Genomic DNA, 19,959 nt, shown 5'->3' with positions numbered 1-19,959 from the left:
TAATTACAAATAAAAAAATCCCCGGCGGAATGCTCTGCCGGGGATTTTTTATTTCTATCATCTGCGTCCATGTCCTTTTTTACGAGGAGCCTTTTTTTGTTTTTCCTGATACAGTTTGTATTGTTCGTCCGTCAGAATCTTTTTAATTTGAGCCTCTTTTTCAGTATACATGGCTGTCATTTTTTCCCGCATCTTTTCGCGGTCATCTTTTACAGCCTCACGTTCCTTATTCATTTGTTCCCGGAAATCAGCCTCAACCTTACGAAACTCCGCAGCTTGCTTATCATCGAGTTTCAATTCCTCGATCATTTTTTCACTACGTTGAGAGGGATCTCCCTTCTTTCCCTGACGATTACCACTTTGTGCAAAAACTGTTGCCGAACTAATCAGGATAACCAAAAACAATCCTATTACCTTCTTCATAAACTAATACTTATTACTAAATTAATATTTTCCTGTTTGTGAAGCGCTTCGATATAATAGACTTAGTTACATGGAAATAGTTTAATCGTTCTGCAAAAAAAATATTTTTTATTCAGTCGGTCCTATCACTATTCCTTCAGCAGCCCATTTATTTTTAAAGTAATCAAGAGATTTCAGGAAACGATTGTAATCTTTTTTATCCGAACCGCTCCATCCTGTTTCTGCATAAGCAGCAATACGCGGATAAGTCAACCGGTTCATGCTTTCAACCGTAGGAATAAATTCACCCCACATCTGACAACCGAGTCCTAATACTCTGCTTTGTTCTTCAGGAGACAACCCTTCAGGAACCGGATTAAAAGCATAAGCCTTGGATAAAGGTATCGATTCATAATTGTAATCCACATAAGTATACTCATGGTAAGAATTTACCACATCATATCCTTTATCGATCGTTTTCTTGATAAGAGCCGGATCACCCTTCCAAAAATGAACGATCGTACCTTTTGCCAACTGCTGTTCTGTTTCTTTTGTATCCTCTTCCGACTGATATTCATGTAGTTTGTCACCGGTAATCTCGTTCCAACCCATCATTCGTTTTCCTTTTGCGGCCAGCATATTGGAGATTTCATTTGTGAAATAGATCTGAAGTTCAGCCGGAGTCTTCAACCCTTTCTTTGCCATATAACTACGTATTGCCGGAGATGCTTTCCACTGATCGTATTTCACTTCATCCCCTCCGATATGGAATACCGGGCTTGGGAATAACGCTATTACTTCATTGGTTACATCATCCAGAAATTGCAACACTTTAGGATCGGAAACATTCAGCACTTCATAATGTACTCCGAATTTTCCGGGAACCTTGATCTGTTTTCCGCTTGTACCCAACCAGGGATAAGAAGCGATAGCCGCACTGGCATGTCCCGGCATACTTACTTCCGGAACAATGGTAATATGGCGTTTAGAGGCATAATCAACAATTTCTTTTATATCTTCCTGTGTATAAAATCCTCCATGCCGTTTCCCGTCATACACGTCACTACCAAAATGGTTGATTTCCGAAGAATCGCGGAAAGCGCCGGTTTCAGTCAGTTTCGGATATTTTTTAATTTCAATCCTCCAACCCTGGTCATTGGTAAGATGCCAATGGAACGTGTTCATTTTCAATTGGGACATTTCATCCAAAAGTTTCAGGACAACATCTTTTCCTTTAAAGTAACGTCCTTCATCCAGCATAAAGGCACGCCAGGAAAAAGCCGGATAGTCAGAAACAGAAGCTCTCTGTATCATATATTTTCCATCTTTCTCCTTGATGATCTGCCGCAACGTCTGCACACCATTCAAAATACCGGCAGGAGTTCCGGCTTTTATCTCCACTTTTCCGGAAGATACTTCCAGTTGATATCCTTCCGGCTTATCCGGTAAAACTGCCGGATCAAGTATCAGGTTAATATCACCTTTACCTGTATCCTTTACAGTAGCACTAAGTGAAAAATCAGAAGAAAGAGCCTTTTGCAACAACCCTGCCTCATTATTCAAATCCCCGGAATAAGAAATAACCGGATGATTCCCCATTTTGAAAAACCCAGGTGTATAGGTAATTTCCTGAGGCTGCGGGATGATTGCATACTCTTCGACCGGTGGAGCCTGGCAGGCACAAAGGAAGAGAAAACACAAAAAAGTCAGAATGTTTGTTTTCATGTACTTTAGATTTATTAGATATAAGATATTGTAAAAAAACACTCTACAAAGTAATAAGATAAAAACAGAATACACAAACTTAAACTAAAAAAACAACAAAAATGAAATTAACCGGACTCAAGAATTGTATCCCGAGTCCGGTTTCCAATAAAAATAAATTCTAACCTAGATAATTATAGATCCCCCTTTTCTCAACTCGTTCCTAACTTCGTTACTTGAAACATCCCTAATTCTTTTTTGCTGTTGTAGTGCCAGATATGAAGTAACACCGGCAGCCTCACCAACCTGATTCATATTTACCATAACCCTTATGCCGGAATAAGCAATAATCGCAGCATCCAGCATTCTTCCGGCAACCATCAGATTATCATGTTTTTCTGGTATGATCGAACGAAGCGGTATTTGATAGAAAGTTGGATCTACATCCATTTCTTTTCTCCACCGCCCTTTCTGATCGGCAAAACCCGGCCTTACATATACCTCAGAACCATCAAGATATCTAAAAGTCAAACCGGGTTTATCCTGATGATGAATATCTAAACGATAGCTTCCATTCGCTATCGCATCATCAAAATGTTTTCCATACATTGCGTCTTCATCACTAATCTGATAAAGACATTTTATATGCCTTGTTTCCCGTATTCCAATGTATGACGGCAAAGCAACCAGACCGGGGAGATTTTCCTTCTTCCCATATTTCCTCAACATATCCATAATTGCACGAATTTGTCTTCTGCCTTCTATTTCCGCTCTCGTTAAATCATCTGCAACAGCGCAGTCCGCTTTATAAACCCGTGTTCCTGCAAGCATATAAACATTCGTCTCAGGCAGCGTTGCTCCCCAAACAAATCCATCCGGAATATTAAATTCTGCTCCATGCTTTTTTAATAGTTCGTCGAATTCTCCGGAATTCCAACCTTCAAAATGTGCACAAGTCGTGGGAGGTTGCAGTAATTCAAAAGCATAAGATTTTAGACCTAAACGATAACAAAGGTCTCCATCCCCCGTAGCATCTATAAAGTATTTTGCTTTTATGATGCCTCTGCCTGATTTATTATCTACAATTACACCCATCAGTTTACCATCTTCCCCCAAATATGGCTCAGAAAACAATGTATGTAAATAAGGATGAATACCTGCTTCCAATACAAGTTCGTCCAATTCTATTTTAAGTTCCTGAGAATTAAAAGTGTATGCCGAACTTGGATTAGAACTGACATTTACTGCATCACGAACTGCCAGCCTGTCTATCACTTCTTTTGTCAGGCCCGCTATTATTTGCTGCTTTCCTTCCGTATCATACAAAGAATGCCAAATATTCACCAAAGAACTTGTTGCGACTCCTCCAAATGCATTTTGTTTTTCTACAACAGCAACGGAAGCGCCCAAACGAGCAGCACGTACCCCGGCAAACACACCGGTACAACTTCCACCTAATATACATATATCAACCTCATCAATTATCGGTAAATTAACAGATGACGCTTTTGTATTCGTTCCATACTCCACGCAAGAAGAGATAGATCCCAGCATCCCGAGACCGACACTTCCTACACAAATATTATTTAGAAATCTTCTTCTGGAATGTAGTTTCATATCAACATATTATTTATTATTTTTCTATTCATATCCATAAGCTATTACCGGACATTTTCATATTCGTCAGAGTCAATAACCGCTGTTCTGAGTCAGATTTTTATTTACATCCCGCTCTGCTTGAGGAATTGGCCATAAATAATCGACATTTTCTCTAAAAAAAGTTTCCTCACAAAAATAATAGCCATCTGCATTGACTGGAACTTTCGTATATCCCGGAGCTTTCTCTTTAGAACAAATCTTCATGCCATGAAAACGCCCTTTAAGTAATATATGAGCTGTACGCCACCGAAACAAATCAAACAATCTTAAACCTTCCCAAGCCAATTCCACACGCCTTTCACGTCTCAGAATAGTAGTCAACTTATCCGGATTTGTTTCCGTAACAGGAGGCATCTTTATTTCTTCGCGACCTCTGACACGGTTTATTGTCTCATCCAGTAAATTCTGCGTTATAGGAGTTCCGGACTCTATATTCGCTTCCAGATAGCTCAACAAGACCTCTGCATAACGAATCATTGGAAAATCGCATCCATATACATTCAGATTTCCATTGTAATCTTCATCGCAGAATTTACGAACCATATAACCACTCCATTGACGTCTTGTCAATTGATCCTGATAAACTGTCGGAGACGAATCCGGATGGGCGATATATAATATATTCTTAAAGACGGATATATTATCTACAAATATTGTTTTCAGCAATCTCGGATCACGATTTTCATAAGGTTTCTCCGGATCGAACAATGGAGATTCTTTAACAGGCAGACCATCTATACATTCAAAATCTTCCACTAATTCATTATATGGACTGTAATGATGATATCCTCCCCAGGTAAATCCAAGGCAACTCAACAAAATGGAATTTCCATATATATCGGGCATTCTTTTACTTACCAACAAGAATTCTTTGCTGTTCTCACCTTTTTCAATAAAAAGATCACTAAAACGTGCATCTATATTATAGACACCCAGATCCATAATCTGTTTATAAACATTTTTCGCATCTTCCCATCTTTTTTCTGCCAAAAAGACTCTTCCCAAAATAGCTAAAGCCGCCCCTTTCGTTATTCTACCATAATCTTTATCCGGGCGCGTTACCGGTAAATTAGGAATTGCCGCCTGCAACTCCTCTATTACAAATTTGATCACATTTTCACGGCTATCACGAAACACACTATTAGCTTCATCCACCGTCAATACTTTAGTAACCAAAGGAACATCACTCCATAAAAACGCCAGCCAGAAATAATCGTAAGCTCTTATTGTTTTGACTTCAGCTTTCATTTCTTCCAGCTTACTTACATCCATTTCAACATTATCAATATTTTCAAGAAAATTGTTACACTTCGTTATTTTGATATAAGTTGTTGTCCACAAATCCATTACTGGCTGATAAGAGGCAGCTAAGTCACCATTATTAAAATCAGTTACGCCATTGTCCTTTTCGAAACCATTATCAGTGGTAGCCTCAAACAATCTTAAATAAGCATCCTGATTCCATAAATCAAACGATTGTTTTGCATTGGTTCCTGTCAGTTTATTTTGTTGATATACTCCTGTTAAGGCCAATAAGGCATCTCCCTCTGTTTGCCAAAAAGTACTATTAGACAAACTATCCAGCGGATATTTATTTAATAAACTATCACACCCTGTTAGTACAACAATAGAAATGCTTAAAAAAGCTCCTACAAATATATATTTACTTACACAACTCTTTTTCATATTGCTTCAAATTAGAATGTTACACTAATACCTGCCATAAAATCCCTAACAGCCGGATACATAGAAGTTCTTTCCGGATCCCATCCTTCCAAAAAATTATGGAAAGTGGCCAGATTTTTTACACTTGCATAAACTCTCAGATTTGACATACCTAAAGATTGAATCATTGCAGAAGGGAATGTATATCCGATTTGTATATCATTAATCCTAAAGAAAGACGCATTAATAACTCTGTATGTAGATTTATAAAATTGTTGTTCTCCTCCTCCAACAACCAATAACCTAGGATAAGTCGCATCATGATTATCTTCAGTCCATCGTCCTTTTATCATCCATTCCTGCGGATTTGAGCCTCGGTAAAAAGCATTTCCCTGATAACTTTCTTCTCCTCCGACAAAACGGTCCATTCCTCCTACTCCATTCATATTAAGTAAGAAATCGACATTTTTATACTGAGCATTGATATTAAAACCGAAATTAAACTTTGGAAACTGGGTTCCTATTATCTGCCGGTCATAATCAGCATTAACAATACCATCCGGTACACCGTCAGGACCGCTTATATCGACTAACTTTAAGTCCCCGGGTTTAGCAGTTCTGGGTTGTTTGGCATAACTATCAATCTCTTCCTGGCTATTGAAAAAACCATCAACAACATAGCCATAAATCGAATTTAAAGAATGACCGACAAAAAGTCCTCCGGCAATATCCTTTTCCACATTAGCCAGTTTATCCACACGATTTTTTACATAAGACACATTTGCTGCAACTCCATAAGAAAAATCTCCTATAACATTTCTATGCTGAACTGAAAAATCGATACCTTTATTGATTACAGTTCCTGCGTTCTGCACAGACGGAGTCATTCCTAATACTTTTGAAGCTGTTACATTATATAAAATATCAGACGTTTCTTTTACATAGTAATCTGCAGTAAATGTCAATTTATTACTAAACAAGCCGATATCGAGTCCGACATTCATTACCTCTGTGGACTCCCAAGTGATATCCGTACTTGGAACATCTACAGCAGCAGCCCCGGGCCATAATTCTTCCGAGACACCAAACGGAGCATTAATACCCAAAGCAATTACTTGTTGATAAGGATAATCCCCAATATTCTGGTTACCTAATTTACCCCAGGAAGCTCTCAGTTTCAAATTGTTTATAACCGGTACATTGAAGAAATTTTCCTGTGATATAATCCACCCGCCGGAAACTGACGGGAAAAAGCCCCATCTGTTCTTTTTGGGGAACCTTGAAGATGCATCATACCTGGCACTTACTTCCAAAAGGTATCTATCCAGAAATGAATAATTCAATCTTCCAAAAAAAGAGGCCAAAGCCCACTCTGATGCAGAACCGGCATTTTGCTGGTTAGAAGCCGAACCGGCATTCAGTTCATACAAAGTATTACTGGGGAAATTATCACGAAAGGCTTCAACCCAATCGTTTTTATTACTTTCCTGAGAATATCCTAAAAGAGCATGGAATAAATGAGAATTTACAGACCAGTCATAATCCAGATATGCCTGCAACGTTAAAAGAGTATTCCGAGCTTTACGTATCCGGAGATCGGAAGGTGATGCAGTCAGATATTGATCTATTACCAACGTCGGCCTGAATCTTTTGTAGTCAGAAGCTGAATAATCATATCCTGCTACTCCTGTCAGTTTTAAATCCTTCAATATATTCCATTCAAAATTGGCACTGGCAATAACGTCCACATCATCATTCTTAATGAAAGACTCGCTGTCCATCCAACCTTCAATTGTAAATCCCGTCTGATTACCATAATAACCATCCGAACGTTTGCCGGCTATTGTATTCGGAACTTTTATTGCATAGCTTATTAAACCTTCTACTCCTTCAGGAGCACTGCTGTCAACAGCTGTTGACTGATTACTATCCCCTTTTTGTCCGGAAAATTTCACATTTACTTTAAAATTATCTCTTAGCTTGCTGCTTGCATTAAACATTACATTATAACGTTGATAGTTTGTTTCCGCAACAATACCTTTTTGATTAAGATAACTCAGAGAAAACATATAAGAATTCTTTTCTGTACCTCCTGTCAAACCTAAATAATGATTGGTCTGAAAACCACTTCCGGAATTTATCAGGTCATCATAATGCCTTTTATTAGGATAATTATCCGGATCTTCCCCTGATTTAAATTTAGCAATTTCATCTGCCGTATATTGCGGACTTCCTCCTCCATTTATCAATGCTTCATTATACATTTCTGCATAGACCCAGGAGTCCACTATTTTAGGAGTCTCTGACGGACGGGAAAAACCAAAGTTACCCTGATAAGTAATTCGTGCTTTTCCTTCTTTTCCCTTTTTCGTTTCAATCAATATGACACCATTTGCAGCCCTGGTTCCGTATATAGAAGCTGATGCTGCATCTTTTAAAACAGAAATACTCTCTATATCATTCGCATTCACATTATCCAACGAAGAAGACAATCCGTCAACCAATACTAATGGAGAGTTTCCCGCACTACTGAAAGTTCCCAATCCACGAATCGTTACAGAAGACTGATCTGCCCCTGGTTGTCCGGAACCTTGTGTAACATTGATACCGCTAACCATTCCCGATAACAATTGAGAGGTTTGTGTCACTTTCAATTTCCCAATATCTTTCGTGCTTAATGCCGATACAGATCCTGTCAAATTGACTTTTTTCTGCGTACCGAATCCCACAACTACAACTTCATCCAAACTAGTCGAATCTTCCTGTAAATCAACATCGATCACTTCTTTATTACTTACTGTAATTTCTTGTGACATATAGCCGATATAAGAAACAGACAATATATCAGACGATGAAACCTCCAGAGAGAACCTGCCATCTATATCAGTAATCGTTCCGTTTGTTGAGCCTTTCACTAAGACATTCACTCCGATAACAGGTTCACCTGTACTTTTATCTTTAACTACCCCTGTTATCCTTCGCCTATCCTGTAAAATTCCAGATGCTTCATTTGCCGAAAGAATAATATCCTTATCTACGACCTTATAAGCAACATTTGAATTTTTAAATATTTGATCCAGGATTGTAAAAACAGATTTATCTTTTACGTTTACCGATACTGTTCTATGGATATCGATAATCTTGCTGTTATAAAAGAAATGAAAATCAGTTCGCGTTTCAATCTCTTCCAATACATCAAAAACCGTCCGATTAGTCATGTTCATCGAAAGTATAGCCTTTTGTGCATATGAATTCGATGCCCAAGCTAATCCGATTGACAAAAAAAGCAATAGACTGGTTAACTTCATGATTCTTGTGATTTTAGATTGTAATATAAAGGCACTAATATTCCCTTTATATTGGAAATAATAAATCTTTACCATACTTTTGCAGTGATTTAAGATTAAAAAAATGTTTGATTTGTCTCCAAAGACCTTTCGAATTTTCATACGGGAATATGTTACCAGCATATTTCCGTATGTTTTCAATAAGGCTTACAATAATCCTGTATTACTTCATAGGCATATATTTTAAGTTAAACATTCAGATTTAACACTATCTCATTTTCTTCAGAGTGACAGTCTCATTTTGAATCCCCGAACTATCATCCGATGTCATTTGCTTAATTGCATAATCTATTTGCGAAGAAATTTTCAAGTAGTCCAAGATTTGCGACAATTGTTTATTTTCAAATGTTCCGGTAAAACGATAAGTATTGATCACAGAATCCTTTACATCAAACCTTACATTATAAAAATAAGACAACTTCTTCAAAACCTGTGGTATCGGCATGTCTTTAAACATTAAACGCCCCTCTTTCCAGGCCGTATCGTACTCCGTATTTACAGTAGCTATAGAAACAGAACCGGAAGAAATATCATAGACAGCCCTTTCCGAAGGCTTAAGTTTAATATTAGACACTATATCATCATTTTTTACAGCTTCTATATGTACAGCCCCACTAACCAATGTCGTTTGTACTATACTTTCATTGTTATAAGACTGCAAGTTAAATTCCGTCCCCAACACTTTAACACGCATCCGGTCATTAGCCACACTAACTATAAACGGTTGTTCCGGATTATGCGTAACTTTAAAATAAGCCTCACCTGTAAGCGTTACCCGCCTTTCCTTTTTATCATAATGCAACGGATATGAAAGTACACTTCCTGAATTCAAATAAGCGACGGTCCCATCCGGCAGGTTAAAATGCGTACGCATACCCGCATTAGCCTGAACTGTTACTATCTGTGCCTCATCCCCTGTTTCTTTTTGCATCCAATAAGATATTGCAGTGGATAAGATCAAGACACCCAAAAAGCAGGCTACTGCCAGATAAGTGCGATTTATCCAGTTTTTTCTCTGTAAACGTTTAATACGCCTTTCCACTTTACAAAAAGCCTCCAGTGAATTACGGGATGCTATTCTCTTTTTCGTGCGAAAGGCATGATCTATTGTAGCCAACTGCAATAAAACGTTCTCCCTGGCTTCATCATCCCTTAACCAACCGTCAACCCTGATTCTTTCCTCTTCCGAAGCGGTTTCCGATATATATCTCAAAAGGACAGCTTCATCCGGTTCATTACTGATAATATGTCTATTTTCTTTTTCCATTCTATATATACGACAAAACTACAGGTACACTACCCTAAACTCATATTCTACTTTTTTCAAAAAAAGTAATTAGTAAATCGTATAAAATATTTTGTATGTATAAAGAAACAATTTACATTTGCTTATAGATTCGAGATACCACAACAGACAAACAATACAACTCCATGAATGATGATCAGATTCTGAATTTGTTACAAAATAACGATAAGAACGCTTACAAACAGCTCTTTCTAAAATACTATTCCCCACTATGTGAATATGCCTCCCAGTATATTTCCGACGAAGATTCTGAAGAGTTAGTGCAGGATCTGATGCTGTTCATTTGGGAAACAAGGAAAAGCCTTATAATAGGAACCTCCCTGAAATCCTATCTTTTCATCTCAACCAAACACCGTTGCCTGAATGCTATTAATAAACAACTATATCACGAACGAATACACAACCATATATATGACAAACTTAAAGATCAGTTTGAAGATCCTGATTACTATTTTATAAACGAACTGACTGAACACATTAACAAAGCTATTAAAGAACTTCCCGATACCTACCGCGACACCTTCGCTTTAAGCCGTTTCGGGGAACTCACGAATACTCAGATAGCTACTAAACTCGGCGTATCCGTCAAAACCGTTGAATACAGAATCAGCCAAGCGTTGAAAATACTTCGTGTCAGACTAAAGGATTATCTGCCACTGCTTTCTTTTTTATTCGGATTCCCTTCCTGAAAAAAGAGAAAAGAGATTTGACAAAAGAAGTCAAAACACAACCATATTGCGTCAATATGTTACACTAATAGATTTTATCATAACACGTGAATTCTTCAAATCTTATCTTCTACAAGATTTGTTTTTACAATAATTAACAACAATCATTCTTACCATCCAGCTCTCAGTTCATTTTAAAGAAATTTCCATCTCGTTTAAAACGAGATTTTTTTCATTTTAAACGAAATGAAGATTTATTATAGGCAAAAAACAATGCAAATAGATGTTAATTAACAATCTCAAAAGGACTTTTCAAGCCCCGAATTGTATGTTTACGAACAGTTTTTTTCTCCAGAACGATTCAAAAACAGTGCGCAGTTAAAATATCGTTATATCAGACAATCATCATTTATTTCAGAAAAAGGATTCATATATCCTTTTTAAATCCCTATTATGGCAGAATTACTCCACCATCAAGAACATTATAACATTTTCAAACCTTTCGAGGTTTGTATAAAAAGCAGCATCTCCTCCATCAGTCTTATACAGTTCCTTCTCCAGCCACTTGATATAGCATTTTGATATTCCGGCAGTTCGGGATTTTCATCTGTCAATTAGCTGACAAATGTTTTCGTTAATAAATCAAAATCATCACATATATTTTTAAACTTAATAACCTTCGTCGTGTCTATCTTCTCGTACCCGGAAACCAGTCCGGGAAAATGTTTGTTAGATACAGATAATACATTAGTTATGAAATTGGGAAGGTACTTATTATGGTTATTTTTTATCCTCTTTTCTTTGCCGGCATTTGCGCAGCAGGGTGGAGTTGACATCACCGGAACGGTGGTAGAAGATGGAAGCAATGAGCCAATCGAACAGGCGACAGTACGCTTGTTGAATGTAAAAGACAGCACGATGGTTGGCGGTGTAGCCAGTTCGCGTAATGGTAATTTTACACTGAAAGGTATTAAAGCCGGCAGTTATTTATTGCATGTCAGCTTTGTGGGATTCGATCCTTTATACCAACCCATTCGTATCACCGGAAAAACAAATCCTGTCAAATTAGGTAAATTAGCATTAAGCGACGGAGCTATCCAGCTGGGTGAAGCCGTCGTGATCGGCAAGGCTCCGGAAGTGGTCGTTCGCAACGACACGGTTGAATATAACGCCGACTCTTACAAGACAACTGAAGGGGCCGTCCTGGAAGACCTGCTGAAAAAGATGCCCGGCGTGGAAGTTGACAGCGAAGGAAAGATTACCGTCAATGGAAAAGAAGTCAAGAAAGTATTGATAGATGGAAAAGAATTCTTCTCCGACGACCCGAAAGTAGCTTCCAAAAACCTGCCTTCTAAAATGGTGGAAAAAGTACAGGTGCTGGACCGCCTGAGCGATATGGCACGGATGACCGGATTCGATGACGGGGATGAAGAAACCGTGATCAACCTGACTGTCAAGCCGGGAATGAAGCAGGGATGGTTCGGTAATGCCTTTGCTGGCTATGGAAGTGAGGATCGGTATGAAGGTAATTTCATGGTGAACCGGTTTATCAACAACGACCAGTTCACACTTATGGGAGGTATCAATAACACGAACAATATGGGATTCTCCGATATTGCCTCCAACATGTTCTCCGGTATGGGAGGACGACGGGGTGGACGGTCGGGAGGAGCCGGCAACGGTATCACCACCTCCGGAAACGTAGGTCTGAACTTCAGCAAAGAGTTCAGCCAAAAACTGACATTGGGAGGAAACGTTCGTTATTCACATTCCGATAACGATGCGAACAGTAAAACAAAGCGAACAAATATCCTGCCGAATGACAGTTCGAGCATCTATAATGAAATAAACAATAACAATACGAAAAGCGATAACGTCGGTGCCGATTTTCGTATGGAATGGAAGCCAGACTCGGCAACCCAGATCATTTTCCAGCCAAGTTTCAGTTATAGCAACAGCCACAACCGGGAGTTCGGTTCGTTCAACACACTGACCAACCGTGGTGATACGGTCAACCTTGGAGAATCTGATTATATTTCCGATGGTGAAGGATACAATGTTAATGCGCGATTGGAGTTCAGCCGTAAGCTGAATGACGAAGGGCGTGTCTTCAGTGGTTCTTTAACCGGAGGACTCAGCGATTCCTACAACAAAGGACTGAATTATTCGAACACAGAATATTTCATGGGAAATAACCAGGATGAACTGATCGACCAGCAATTCAGATATGACAACAAAGGGTTTAACTACCGCGTTTATTTATCATGGGTCGAGCCGATCGGGCATAACAACTTCATCCAGGCAACCTACAGTATCAGTCAGAATAAACAGGAATCCTTGAAAAATTCTTACATAAGAGGAGAAGACAGCGAAGATTATAATGTACTGGACACTGCATACAGCAAAAGTTACCGCAATAACTTCATCAACCAACAGGCAAGCCTGGCCTTTAAGGCTGTCCGGGAAAAATATGATTATACCATCGGTATGAACCTGGAGCCTTCGCACAGTGTAAGTGAGAATTTTGTAGGCGATACGACCCTTTCAAAGCTGACACGCAACGTTGTCAACCTGTCGCCGATGGTCCGATTCAACTATCGGTTCGATAAGCGAACCAATCTCCGAATCAACTACCGCGGTCGTACCAGCCAGCCATCAATGACCCAACTGCAACCTGTAGCCGACATTTCCGACCCGCTGAACACAATCACTGGTAATCCGGATTTGAAACCGACTTATTCAAATAACTTCTCTGCCCGTTACCAGAAATTTGTTCCGGAAAAGCAGACAGCTCTCATGTTGATGTTGAATGCCAACTATGTTGTCAACGACATTGTTACCAAGTCAATTTATGTTGGGGAATCGGGAAAGAAAATGACGACTTATGATAATGTCAACGGAAACTATAACGGTAATTTCCGCGTCATGTTTAACACGCCGCTGAAGAACAGAAAGTTCTCCGTTAACTCGATGACAATGGCTTCATTCGCCAATTCTAACGGTTTCATTAACGAAAAGAAAAACACGAACAAGAATTATTCGGCCATGGAACGTGCCGGAATCGATTTTCGTTCGGATTATATCGACCTGGGGATAAACGGGAACTTCCGTTATAATGGAACAAAGAACTCTTTGCAAAACCAGAACGACCAGAATATTTACAATTATGGCGTGGGAGGAACTACTACCATTTATCTTCCACTCGATTTCAAGATTGAAAGCGACATAACCTGGTCTGCCAATTCCGGTTACGCAGCCGGATACCAACAGAAGGAAGTTTTATGGAATGCATCGGCATCCAAATCTTTCCTGAAAGGAAAACAGGCGACACTACGTTTCAAAATTTATGACATTCTGCAACAACGCAGTAACATATCTCAAACAGCCAACTCCAGTTATACCCAGTATTCGGAATACAATACGTTGAGTAGTTACTTCATGGTTCACTTCATTTACCGGTTCAGCATCTTTAAAGGGGGAGCATCTGCAAGCGATATGCGCGGACCGGGTGGCAGAGGCCATGGCGGACCGGGCGGCCCTCCTCCACGGTTCTAAACAAGGGCTGAATAAAAGAGATAACGGCGGTAAAAGTCTTCATAAACTTTTATCGCCGCTACCGTTTCTCCTATACATTATTATATATAGCTACACTTTCAGGCTATACGGTTCGCGTATCGGATTTCCTCTCCGTCTGTTGGCTTCGTCGTCAAAGAAAAATTCTTCTTTTTCCGGATTCCACACCAGTTTGCGGTCAAACTCGTAACAAAGATTTACGATATGGCAAAGCGAAGCCGTACGATGTCCGATCTCAACGGTACTAAGCGGCTGTTTGCGAGTCTTCATTGCTGTGAGGAAATCATTGTAATGATCGTCGCTCTTATACAATTTGATCTTGTCATCACCGATCACTTCATCCTGTAATTTGGCTGGTATCGTATCCAGGAAACTACGGCTGATATCGATCACACCGTCCGAACCGATAAAGCGGACTGCATTTCCATCCGCCTTACGGAAAGGCTCATGTGTCATTACAGTACCGTTGGCATAACGCATGCTAAGCGGTTTCAGTTCTCCTTCCTCAGGAGGAGTAAACTCAATCGGACCGGAATCGTCCATGCCCAAAGCCCATTGGGCTATGTCAAACATGTGGGCACCCCAGTCACAGATCATACCACCACCGTATTCCCGGTAATTACGCCAGTTCGGGAACATATTCCGTTCCATAGGCGGAGCCAGTTCCTCATTATATACATTCATGGGAGCCGGCCCGATCCACATTTCCCAATCCAGCGTCTTGGGAACCGGTTGCGCCGGAAGATCATATTTAACAGGAGGAAGTCCAATGGAAACTTTTACTTCTTTTATCTCACCGATATACCCATTACGGACCAGTTCACAGGCATGGCGGAAGTTTCGCCATGAACGTTGCATGTTGCCGACCTGCAATACCCGGTTATATTTCTTAACGGCATCGGCCATGGCACGTCCTTCCTCGATACTGTGCGACATGGGTTTCTCCACATATACATCTTTTCCGGCACGGCAGGCTTCAATAGTCTGTACCGCATGCCAGTGATCCGGTGTGGCAATAATCACACCGTCGATATCGCTCCGGTTCAACAATTCATGATAGTCGGCATACAATTTAAAACCTTTATAGGCCTGTCCTTTTGCCTTTTCGGTTTCTTTTTCGACAATTGCCTGCATAGCATTCAACTGGCGGGATTCACAGTCGGATGCTGCGATCAGATTCGCACGGCGGGCAAACTCGGGAGCTAACGTCCAGCGTCCCTGTGCCCCGCAACCGATAATCCCGAGATTTATCTGATCGCTGGGAGCGACAAAATTCGTTCCACCTAAAATGTGACGGGGTAAAATAGTGAAGCCGGCAAGAGCCAGTGCCCCACTCCTGATGAAGTTTCTTCTTTTCATTATGTCTGCTTTATGGTATTAGAGAAATTGAGATATTTCCACAAATCTATAAATAATACCTTAAAATACAAACACTTGAACAGTATTATATACTAAAAATCTTCCGTTTAAAAGTGAGACAGGAAGGCTTTTATCAATGAAGGATTAAGTAAAGCCGGGAACAGAAAACCATATACCGCCCCGTAAAAATGGGCATTGTGGTTGATATTGTCTCCCGCACGTTTAGCCATATATTGACAATAAGCCAGGTAAACTACTCCAAAGATAATTCCCGGTACAGGAATGATCGCAAACAGTAATATTTTACTCCAGGGGTCGAACAATATATAGGAAAACAGAATCGCCGATACGGCTCCCGATGCTCCAATGGAGACATAATAAGGATCATTATGATGTTTCACCAAGTCATAAATGGAAGCAAAGATCATCCCTCCGAAATAAAGTCCCAGAAATCCCCAGGTTCCGAAACCCAAGTAACCAAAAACCTTTTCTATATAGGTTCCGAACGACCAGAACGTAAACATATTGACTAACAGGTGCGTCATATCCGCATGAACGAAGCCATGCGTTATCAATCGGTACCATTCATTATTCTTTACCGTGCGGTAAGGGATTAACGCCAGCTTACGGAACAATTCCGCATTATTGAAACAGAGATAAGACACTAAAACGGTTATACCTATAATAATATATGTAATCATCTTCTTTTATTTGATATATCCGGCAAATGTAGTAAAGATTTGTTATTTACAAATTACCTTACTACCTTTATCAACCTGTAACAAAGTATAAAAAGAATGCTGGCAGCCATACACATACAATGGGTCGTTGGGGTAATATTCATTATATTATACTCCGTCACCATCCTGGGACTGGTTCTGGTTATTATAGCGGAAAACAGAAATCCGTTAAAAACCATTCCCTGGGTCATCGTATTATTGCTGGCTCCGGGTATCGGCCTGTTGTTCTATTTCTTCTTCGGACAGGACAACCGAAAACAGCGTATCATCTCCCGAAGAACCTACAAACGTATTATGAAGCGACCGCAGGAAGGCAAACTTCCGCAGGACGCCTGTACTGTCCCCGGTCCGTACCAACCGTTAGTCACATTGCTGAGTAACAACAATCAGTCTTCCCTGCTCTATGGCAGCGAGATTAAAATATATACGAACGGAGCTGACAAATTCAAGGATTTACTGGACGATATACAAAAGGCAAAACATCATATCCACTTTCAATATTATATCTTTTGTGACGATGAAGTCGGGACACGGTTCAAAGACGCCCTGATTGCAAAGGCAAAAGAAGGGGTCCAGGTGCGGGTTTTATACGATGACGTAGGCTGCTGGAACGTAAAAAACAGTTTCTTCGACGAAATGCAGGAAGCCGGAATTGAGGTATATGCCTTCCTGAAAGTAGCATTCCCGGTCTTCACCAGCAAAGTGAACTACCGGAATCACCGGAAGATTGTCGTTATAGACGGGCAGATCGGCTATATGGGCGGTATGAATATTGCCGATCGCTATGAGAAAGGTACGGAATGGGGTATCTGGCGCGATACTCATTTCAGGATAATAGGAAAAGGAGTACACGGCCTCCAGTCCGCTTTCATGATCGACTGGTATGTCATCAGTAAGAAATTACTGAACGACAAAATATATTATCCGCTGACTCCGATATACCATGACGACAATATCATGCAGATAGCAACCAGTGGTCCGGTCGGGCAATGGCGCACACTGTTGCAGGCCTATATCTTTGCCATCGCTAATGCCAAAAAGTACATTTATATACAAACCCCTTATTTCCTTCCGACCGAAGGATTGAACCAGGCACTGCTGATCGCAGCATTGGGAGGTATCGATGTACGCCTTATGTTACCCAAACGCTCGGATACCCGCAGCGCCAATATGGCGACGCACTCTTTTATCGATGAGATGGTGAAGGCTGGTGTGAAAGTATATTTCTATGAGCCGGGATTCCTCCATTCCAAACTGATGATAATCGACGATGCGCTTGCCTGCATCGGATCGGCCAATATGGACTTCCGGAGCTTCGAACACAATTTCGAGATAAATGCATTCGTCTATCAACCGTCTTTCGCCATACAGATGAAGCGGGTGTTCATGCACGATATGCACAGCTGCGAACGGCTGATTCCTTCACGCTGGCTAAAACGGCCAATCAAACAGCGCCTCGCCGAATCGTTCATGCGCCTGTTCTCGCCGCTCCTTTAAGCCTTTTCTTCTTTTATGAAAATACTGAAATTCACCGAACCGTATACACGTTGCTGGTCAAAATACGGCAGGTGGGAGAAATCATTCGTTTTCGGATGCTCCATCACGAAGATACCGCCGTCACGCAATAAGTCACGCTCAAAAACCAAGGCAGGGACCTCCGGCAGTTCCTTCAGCGCATAAGGAGGATCGGCAAAGATAAAATCAAAGCCCTGTTTCGGCGCCGAATGAAGATAACGGAACACATCGCCACGGATCAGATGAAGCGAATCTGTCTTTAACTCTTTCGCTACCTTTGCAATGAAAGAGGCATGTGCATTGTTCTTCTCGACAGCCGTCACACTTTTGCATTCTCTCGACAGCAATTCGAAAGAGATACTCCCCGTTCCGGCAAACAGGTCCAGCGCATCGGCCCCTTCCAGGTCGGTCAGGTTGTTGATCACATTAAAGAGATTCTCTTTCGCAAAGTCAGTAGTCGGCCGTGCACTGAAAGATGACGGTACGTCAAAACGCCTCCGGCCATATATTCCGCTTATAATTCGCATACAGATAAAGCTATTAAATCCAACGGGGCCTGAACAACCTCGGCCCCCAACAAATAAGCATCCGACGGTATCTCGGCCGGACTGATATATTGTATATAATTACGTAACGTAGTTGTTATGCTGTTACGCAGGGAGACACCTCCATAGATATGAAGCTGGTCCCTCTCCTGATCCATGCCGACCTGTTTCCATACATATAATATATAGTACAGGATATCATCCGGCTTATCATACTCAAACGTATTGACAAAAAGTAGTTTCCCCTGTGCAAAACAAACCACGTCCATCATCTTCCGATGCAGCACTACATACAATTGCCGGGGGATCAACATACGGCTCTGCTGTTTCCATAAAGCCAGCTGGGGAGTCATATGATGGATAAACGACGGATTGATCAGCGAGCGGGAACAAAACTCATACACCTCTTCATCCATGCCGAACACGACCTCCGCCGCCTCACGTGTCAGCAAATTATGCAGACATTTATTCTCCGGGGCAGAAAACGTAAACGACAGCAGATCCGTTTTCTGCTTGTCCGTAAAGACTTCTTCCGGCACCACCGTATACTGCGGCGTGACACAAACCAGGTTCGTCCGCCTATACGAATAAGTCATAAACTCGTGCTCAAAGAAAAACTCTTTCAGGGAAGAGACATAAGGCTTCGTCCGGTCGAACTCCACGTTTCTGTAAAAGAAAGTCTCGCTCTCCGAAGGGCTGTATCCTGAAAAAGAAAGTCCATCCGACCTAAGCCGGATGGACATTATGTATTTTCCAGAATTATCAGCAGTCAACGTATCAGGAATACTGATAGTCATAAGCAATTGATTATTCCCAGTTACCTGCGTTGTTATTAATTTCAGTCAGTGAACCAACACGTAAACCCGGATATTTTTCCAGCTTTTCAGCCTTGTCTTTCAGGTTTACAACCAACTGTTTGTCCAGGTCACCCAGATAATCGTCATACTTAACGCCTGCTTCAAATACTTTTACAGTATAACCGGAACCGGAAGTCAGTGTAGCTGTATCCATAGAGAACTTAACGCTTGTTCCCGGAACATTGGCCAGATCGTCAGCATTGTAGCTGGCACCGAACAAGGTATCTTTTGCCAGGACCCAGATAGTATCACGTCGGATCAAACCTTTCTTCACAGCTTCTTTCTCTGTCATACCTTTTTCCAGCTGCTCGTCAGTCAAAACACCTTCCTTGATCAAGAACGGAAGCTTATCTTCCTTCAGGAACTTAACCAAGTCATTGAAACTACCAGCATGAGTCTTATACACATTCTTGTACTCGATCTGAGCTTTACGAATATCGATCAGACGAGCTTTAATAAGACTTTCACGCGCATCTTTTTCTTCATTGAATTCGATCGGCGTCATGATGCTTCTGTAGCAAATGTAAACTAGCAGGAGAACTGCAGCAGCTAATAAAATCTTTAATGTAACTTTCATGGTTTGTATTGTTTTTTTGAATTTATTTCGTTCGGCAAATTT

Annotated in this window: 14 protein-coding genes; 3 read left to right on the top strand and 11 right to left on the bottom strand. The window is 40.7% G+C overall.

Features of this window, described 5'->3' with window-relative positions; genetic code table 11:
- Positions 1-57: 57 nt before the first annotated feature.
- From K6V26_RS26740 to K6V26_RS26715, 6 genes are all read right to left on the bottom strand, one after another.
- On the bottom strand, positions 58-423 hold the full coding sequence (locus K6V26_RS26740; protein WP_009859688.1) for a periplasmic heavy metal sensor: 366 nt from the start codon (positions 421-423) through the stop codon (positions 58-60).
- Positions 424-531: 108 nt separating this feature from the next.
- Entirely contained in the window at positions 532-2,127 is a 1,596-nt protein-coding gene (locus tag K6V26_RS26735) for a beta-N-acetylhexosaminidase (RefSeq protein ID WP_224264315.1), read from the bottom strand.
- Positions 2,128-2,292: 165 nt separating this feature from the next.
- Entirely contained in the window at positions 2,293-3,723 is a 1,431-nt protein-coding gene (locus tag K6V26_RS26730; RefSeq protein ID WP_010800629.1) for an FAD-dependent oxidoreductase, read from the bottom strand.
- 72 nt (positions 3,724-3,795) lie between these two features.
- On the bottom strand, positions 3,796-5,451 hold the full coding sequence (locus tag K6V26_RS26725) for a RagB/SusD family nutrient uptake outer membrane protein (protein WP_224264314.1): 1,656 nt from the start codon (positions 5,449-5,451) through the stop codon (positions 3,796-3,798).
- An 11-nt stretch (positions 5,452-5,462) separates the two neighbouring features.
- Positions 5,463-8,654 carry a TonB-dependent receptor gene (locus K6V26_RS26720; protein ID WP_224264313.1) on the bottom strand — a complete coding sequence of 1,064 codons (3,192 nt, stop codon included), beginning with the start codon at positions 8,652-8,654 and terminating at the stop codon, positions 5,463-5,465.
- Positions 8,655-8,985: 331 nt separating this feature from the next.
- Positions 8,986-10,044: a FecR family protein gene (locus tag K6V26_RS26715; RefSeq protein ID WP_224264312.1), complete on the bottom strand. Its 1,059-nt coding sequence runs from the start codon at positions 10,042-10,044 to the stop codon at positions 8,986-8,988.
- A gap of 164 nt (positions 10,045-10,208) precedes the next feature.
- Here K6V26_RS26715 and K6V26_RS26710 point away from each other — a divergent pair, with 164 nt between their 5' ends.
- Positions 10,209-10,772 (top strand): RNA polymerase sigma-70 factor, encoded by a 564-nt coding sequence (locus tag K6V26_RS26710; protein WP_224264311.1) that lies wholly within the window; start codon positions 10,209-10,211, stop codon positions 10,770-10,772.
- Between the two features lie 732 nt (positions 10,773-11,504).
- Positions 11,505-14,306, top strand: a complete 2,802-nt coding sequence (locus K6V26_RS26705) for a TonB-dependent receptor (protein WP_224264310.1) — start codon at positions 11,505-11,507, stop codon at positions 14,304-14,306.
- 90 nt (positions 14,307-14,396) lie between these two features.
- Here the strand turns inward: K6V26_RS26705 and K6V26_RS26700 are convergent, their stop codons facing one another.
- Both K6V26_RS26700 and K6V26_RS26695 read right to left on the bottom strand, forming a co-directional pair.
- Complete coding sequence (locus K6V26_RS26700; protein WP_224264309.1) at positions 14,397-15,683, bottom strand: Gfo/Idh/MocA family protein; 1,287 nt, start codon at positions 15,681-15,683, stop codon at positions 14,397-14,399.
- 107 nt (positions 15,684-15,790) lie between these two features.
- Entirely contained in the window at positions 15,791-16,384 is a 594-nt protein-coding gene (locus K6V26_RS26695; protein WP_010800635.1) for a rhomboid family intramembrane serine protease, read from the bottom strand.
- Positions 16,385-16,480: 96 nt separating this feature from the next.
- Here K6V26_RS26695 and cls point away from each other — a divergent pair, with 96 nt between their 5' ends.
- On the top strand, positions 16,481-17,920 hold the full coding sequence (gene cls, locus K6V26_RS26690) for a cardiolipin synthase (RefSeq protein WP_224264308.1): 1,440 nt from the start codon (positions 16,481-16,483) through the stop codon (positions 17,918-17,920).
- On the opposite strand, the gene rsmD is transcribed toward cls, so the two are convergent.
- Genes rsmD through K6V26_RS26675 form a run of 3 tightly spaced genes read right to left on the bottom strand, consistent with a single transcriptional unit; the run spans position 17,917 to position 19,917 of the window.
- Entirely contained in the window at positions 17,917-18,465 is a 549-nt protein-coding gene (gene rsmD / locus K6V26_RS26685) for a 16S rRNA (guanine(966)-N(2))-methyltransferase RsmD (protein ID WP_009859705.1), read from the bottom strand. The genes cls and rsmD overlap by 4 nt on opposite strands.
- Positions 18,453-19,280 carry a DUF3822 family protein gene (locus K6V26_RS26680; protein ID WP_009859706.1) on the bottom strand — a complete coding sequence of 276 codons (828 nt, stop codon included), beginning with the start codon at positions 19,278-19,280 and terminating at the stop codon, positions 18,453-18,455. Before K6V26_RS26680 ends, rsmD begins: the two co-directional genes overlap by 13 nt.
- Before the next feature lie 10 nt (positions 19,281-19,290).
- A complete protein-coding gene (locus K6V26_RS26675; RefSeq protein ID WP_009859707.1) occupies positions 19,291-19,917 on the bottom strand; it encodes a hypothetical protein in 627 nt (208 codons plus the stop codon).
- Between the last annotated feature and the right edge of the window lie 42 nt (positions 19,918-19,959).

The organism is Parabacteroides goldsteinii, assembly GCF_020091425.1.
Taxonomy (GTDB): Bacteria; Bacteroidota; Bacteroidia; order Bacteroidales; family Tannerellaceae; genus Parabacteroides; species Parabacteroides goldsteinii.
Note: the sequence above shows the minus strand (reverse complement) of the source record. Positions and strands in the feature narration are given on the sequence as shown.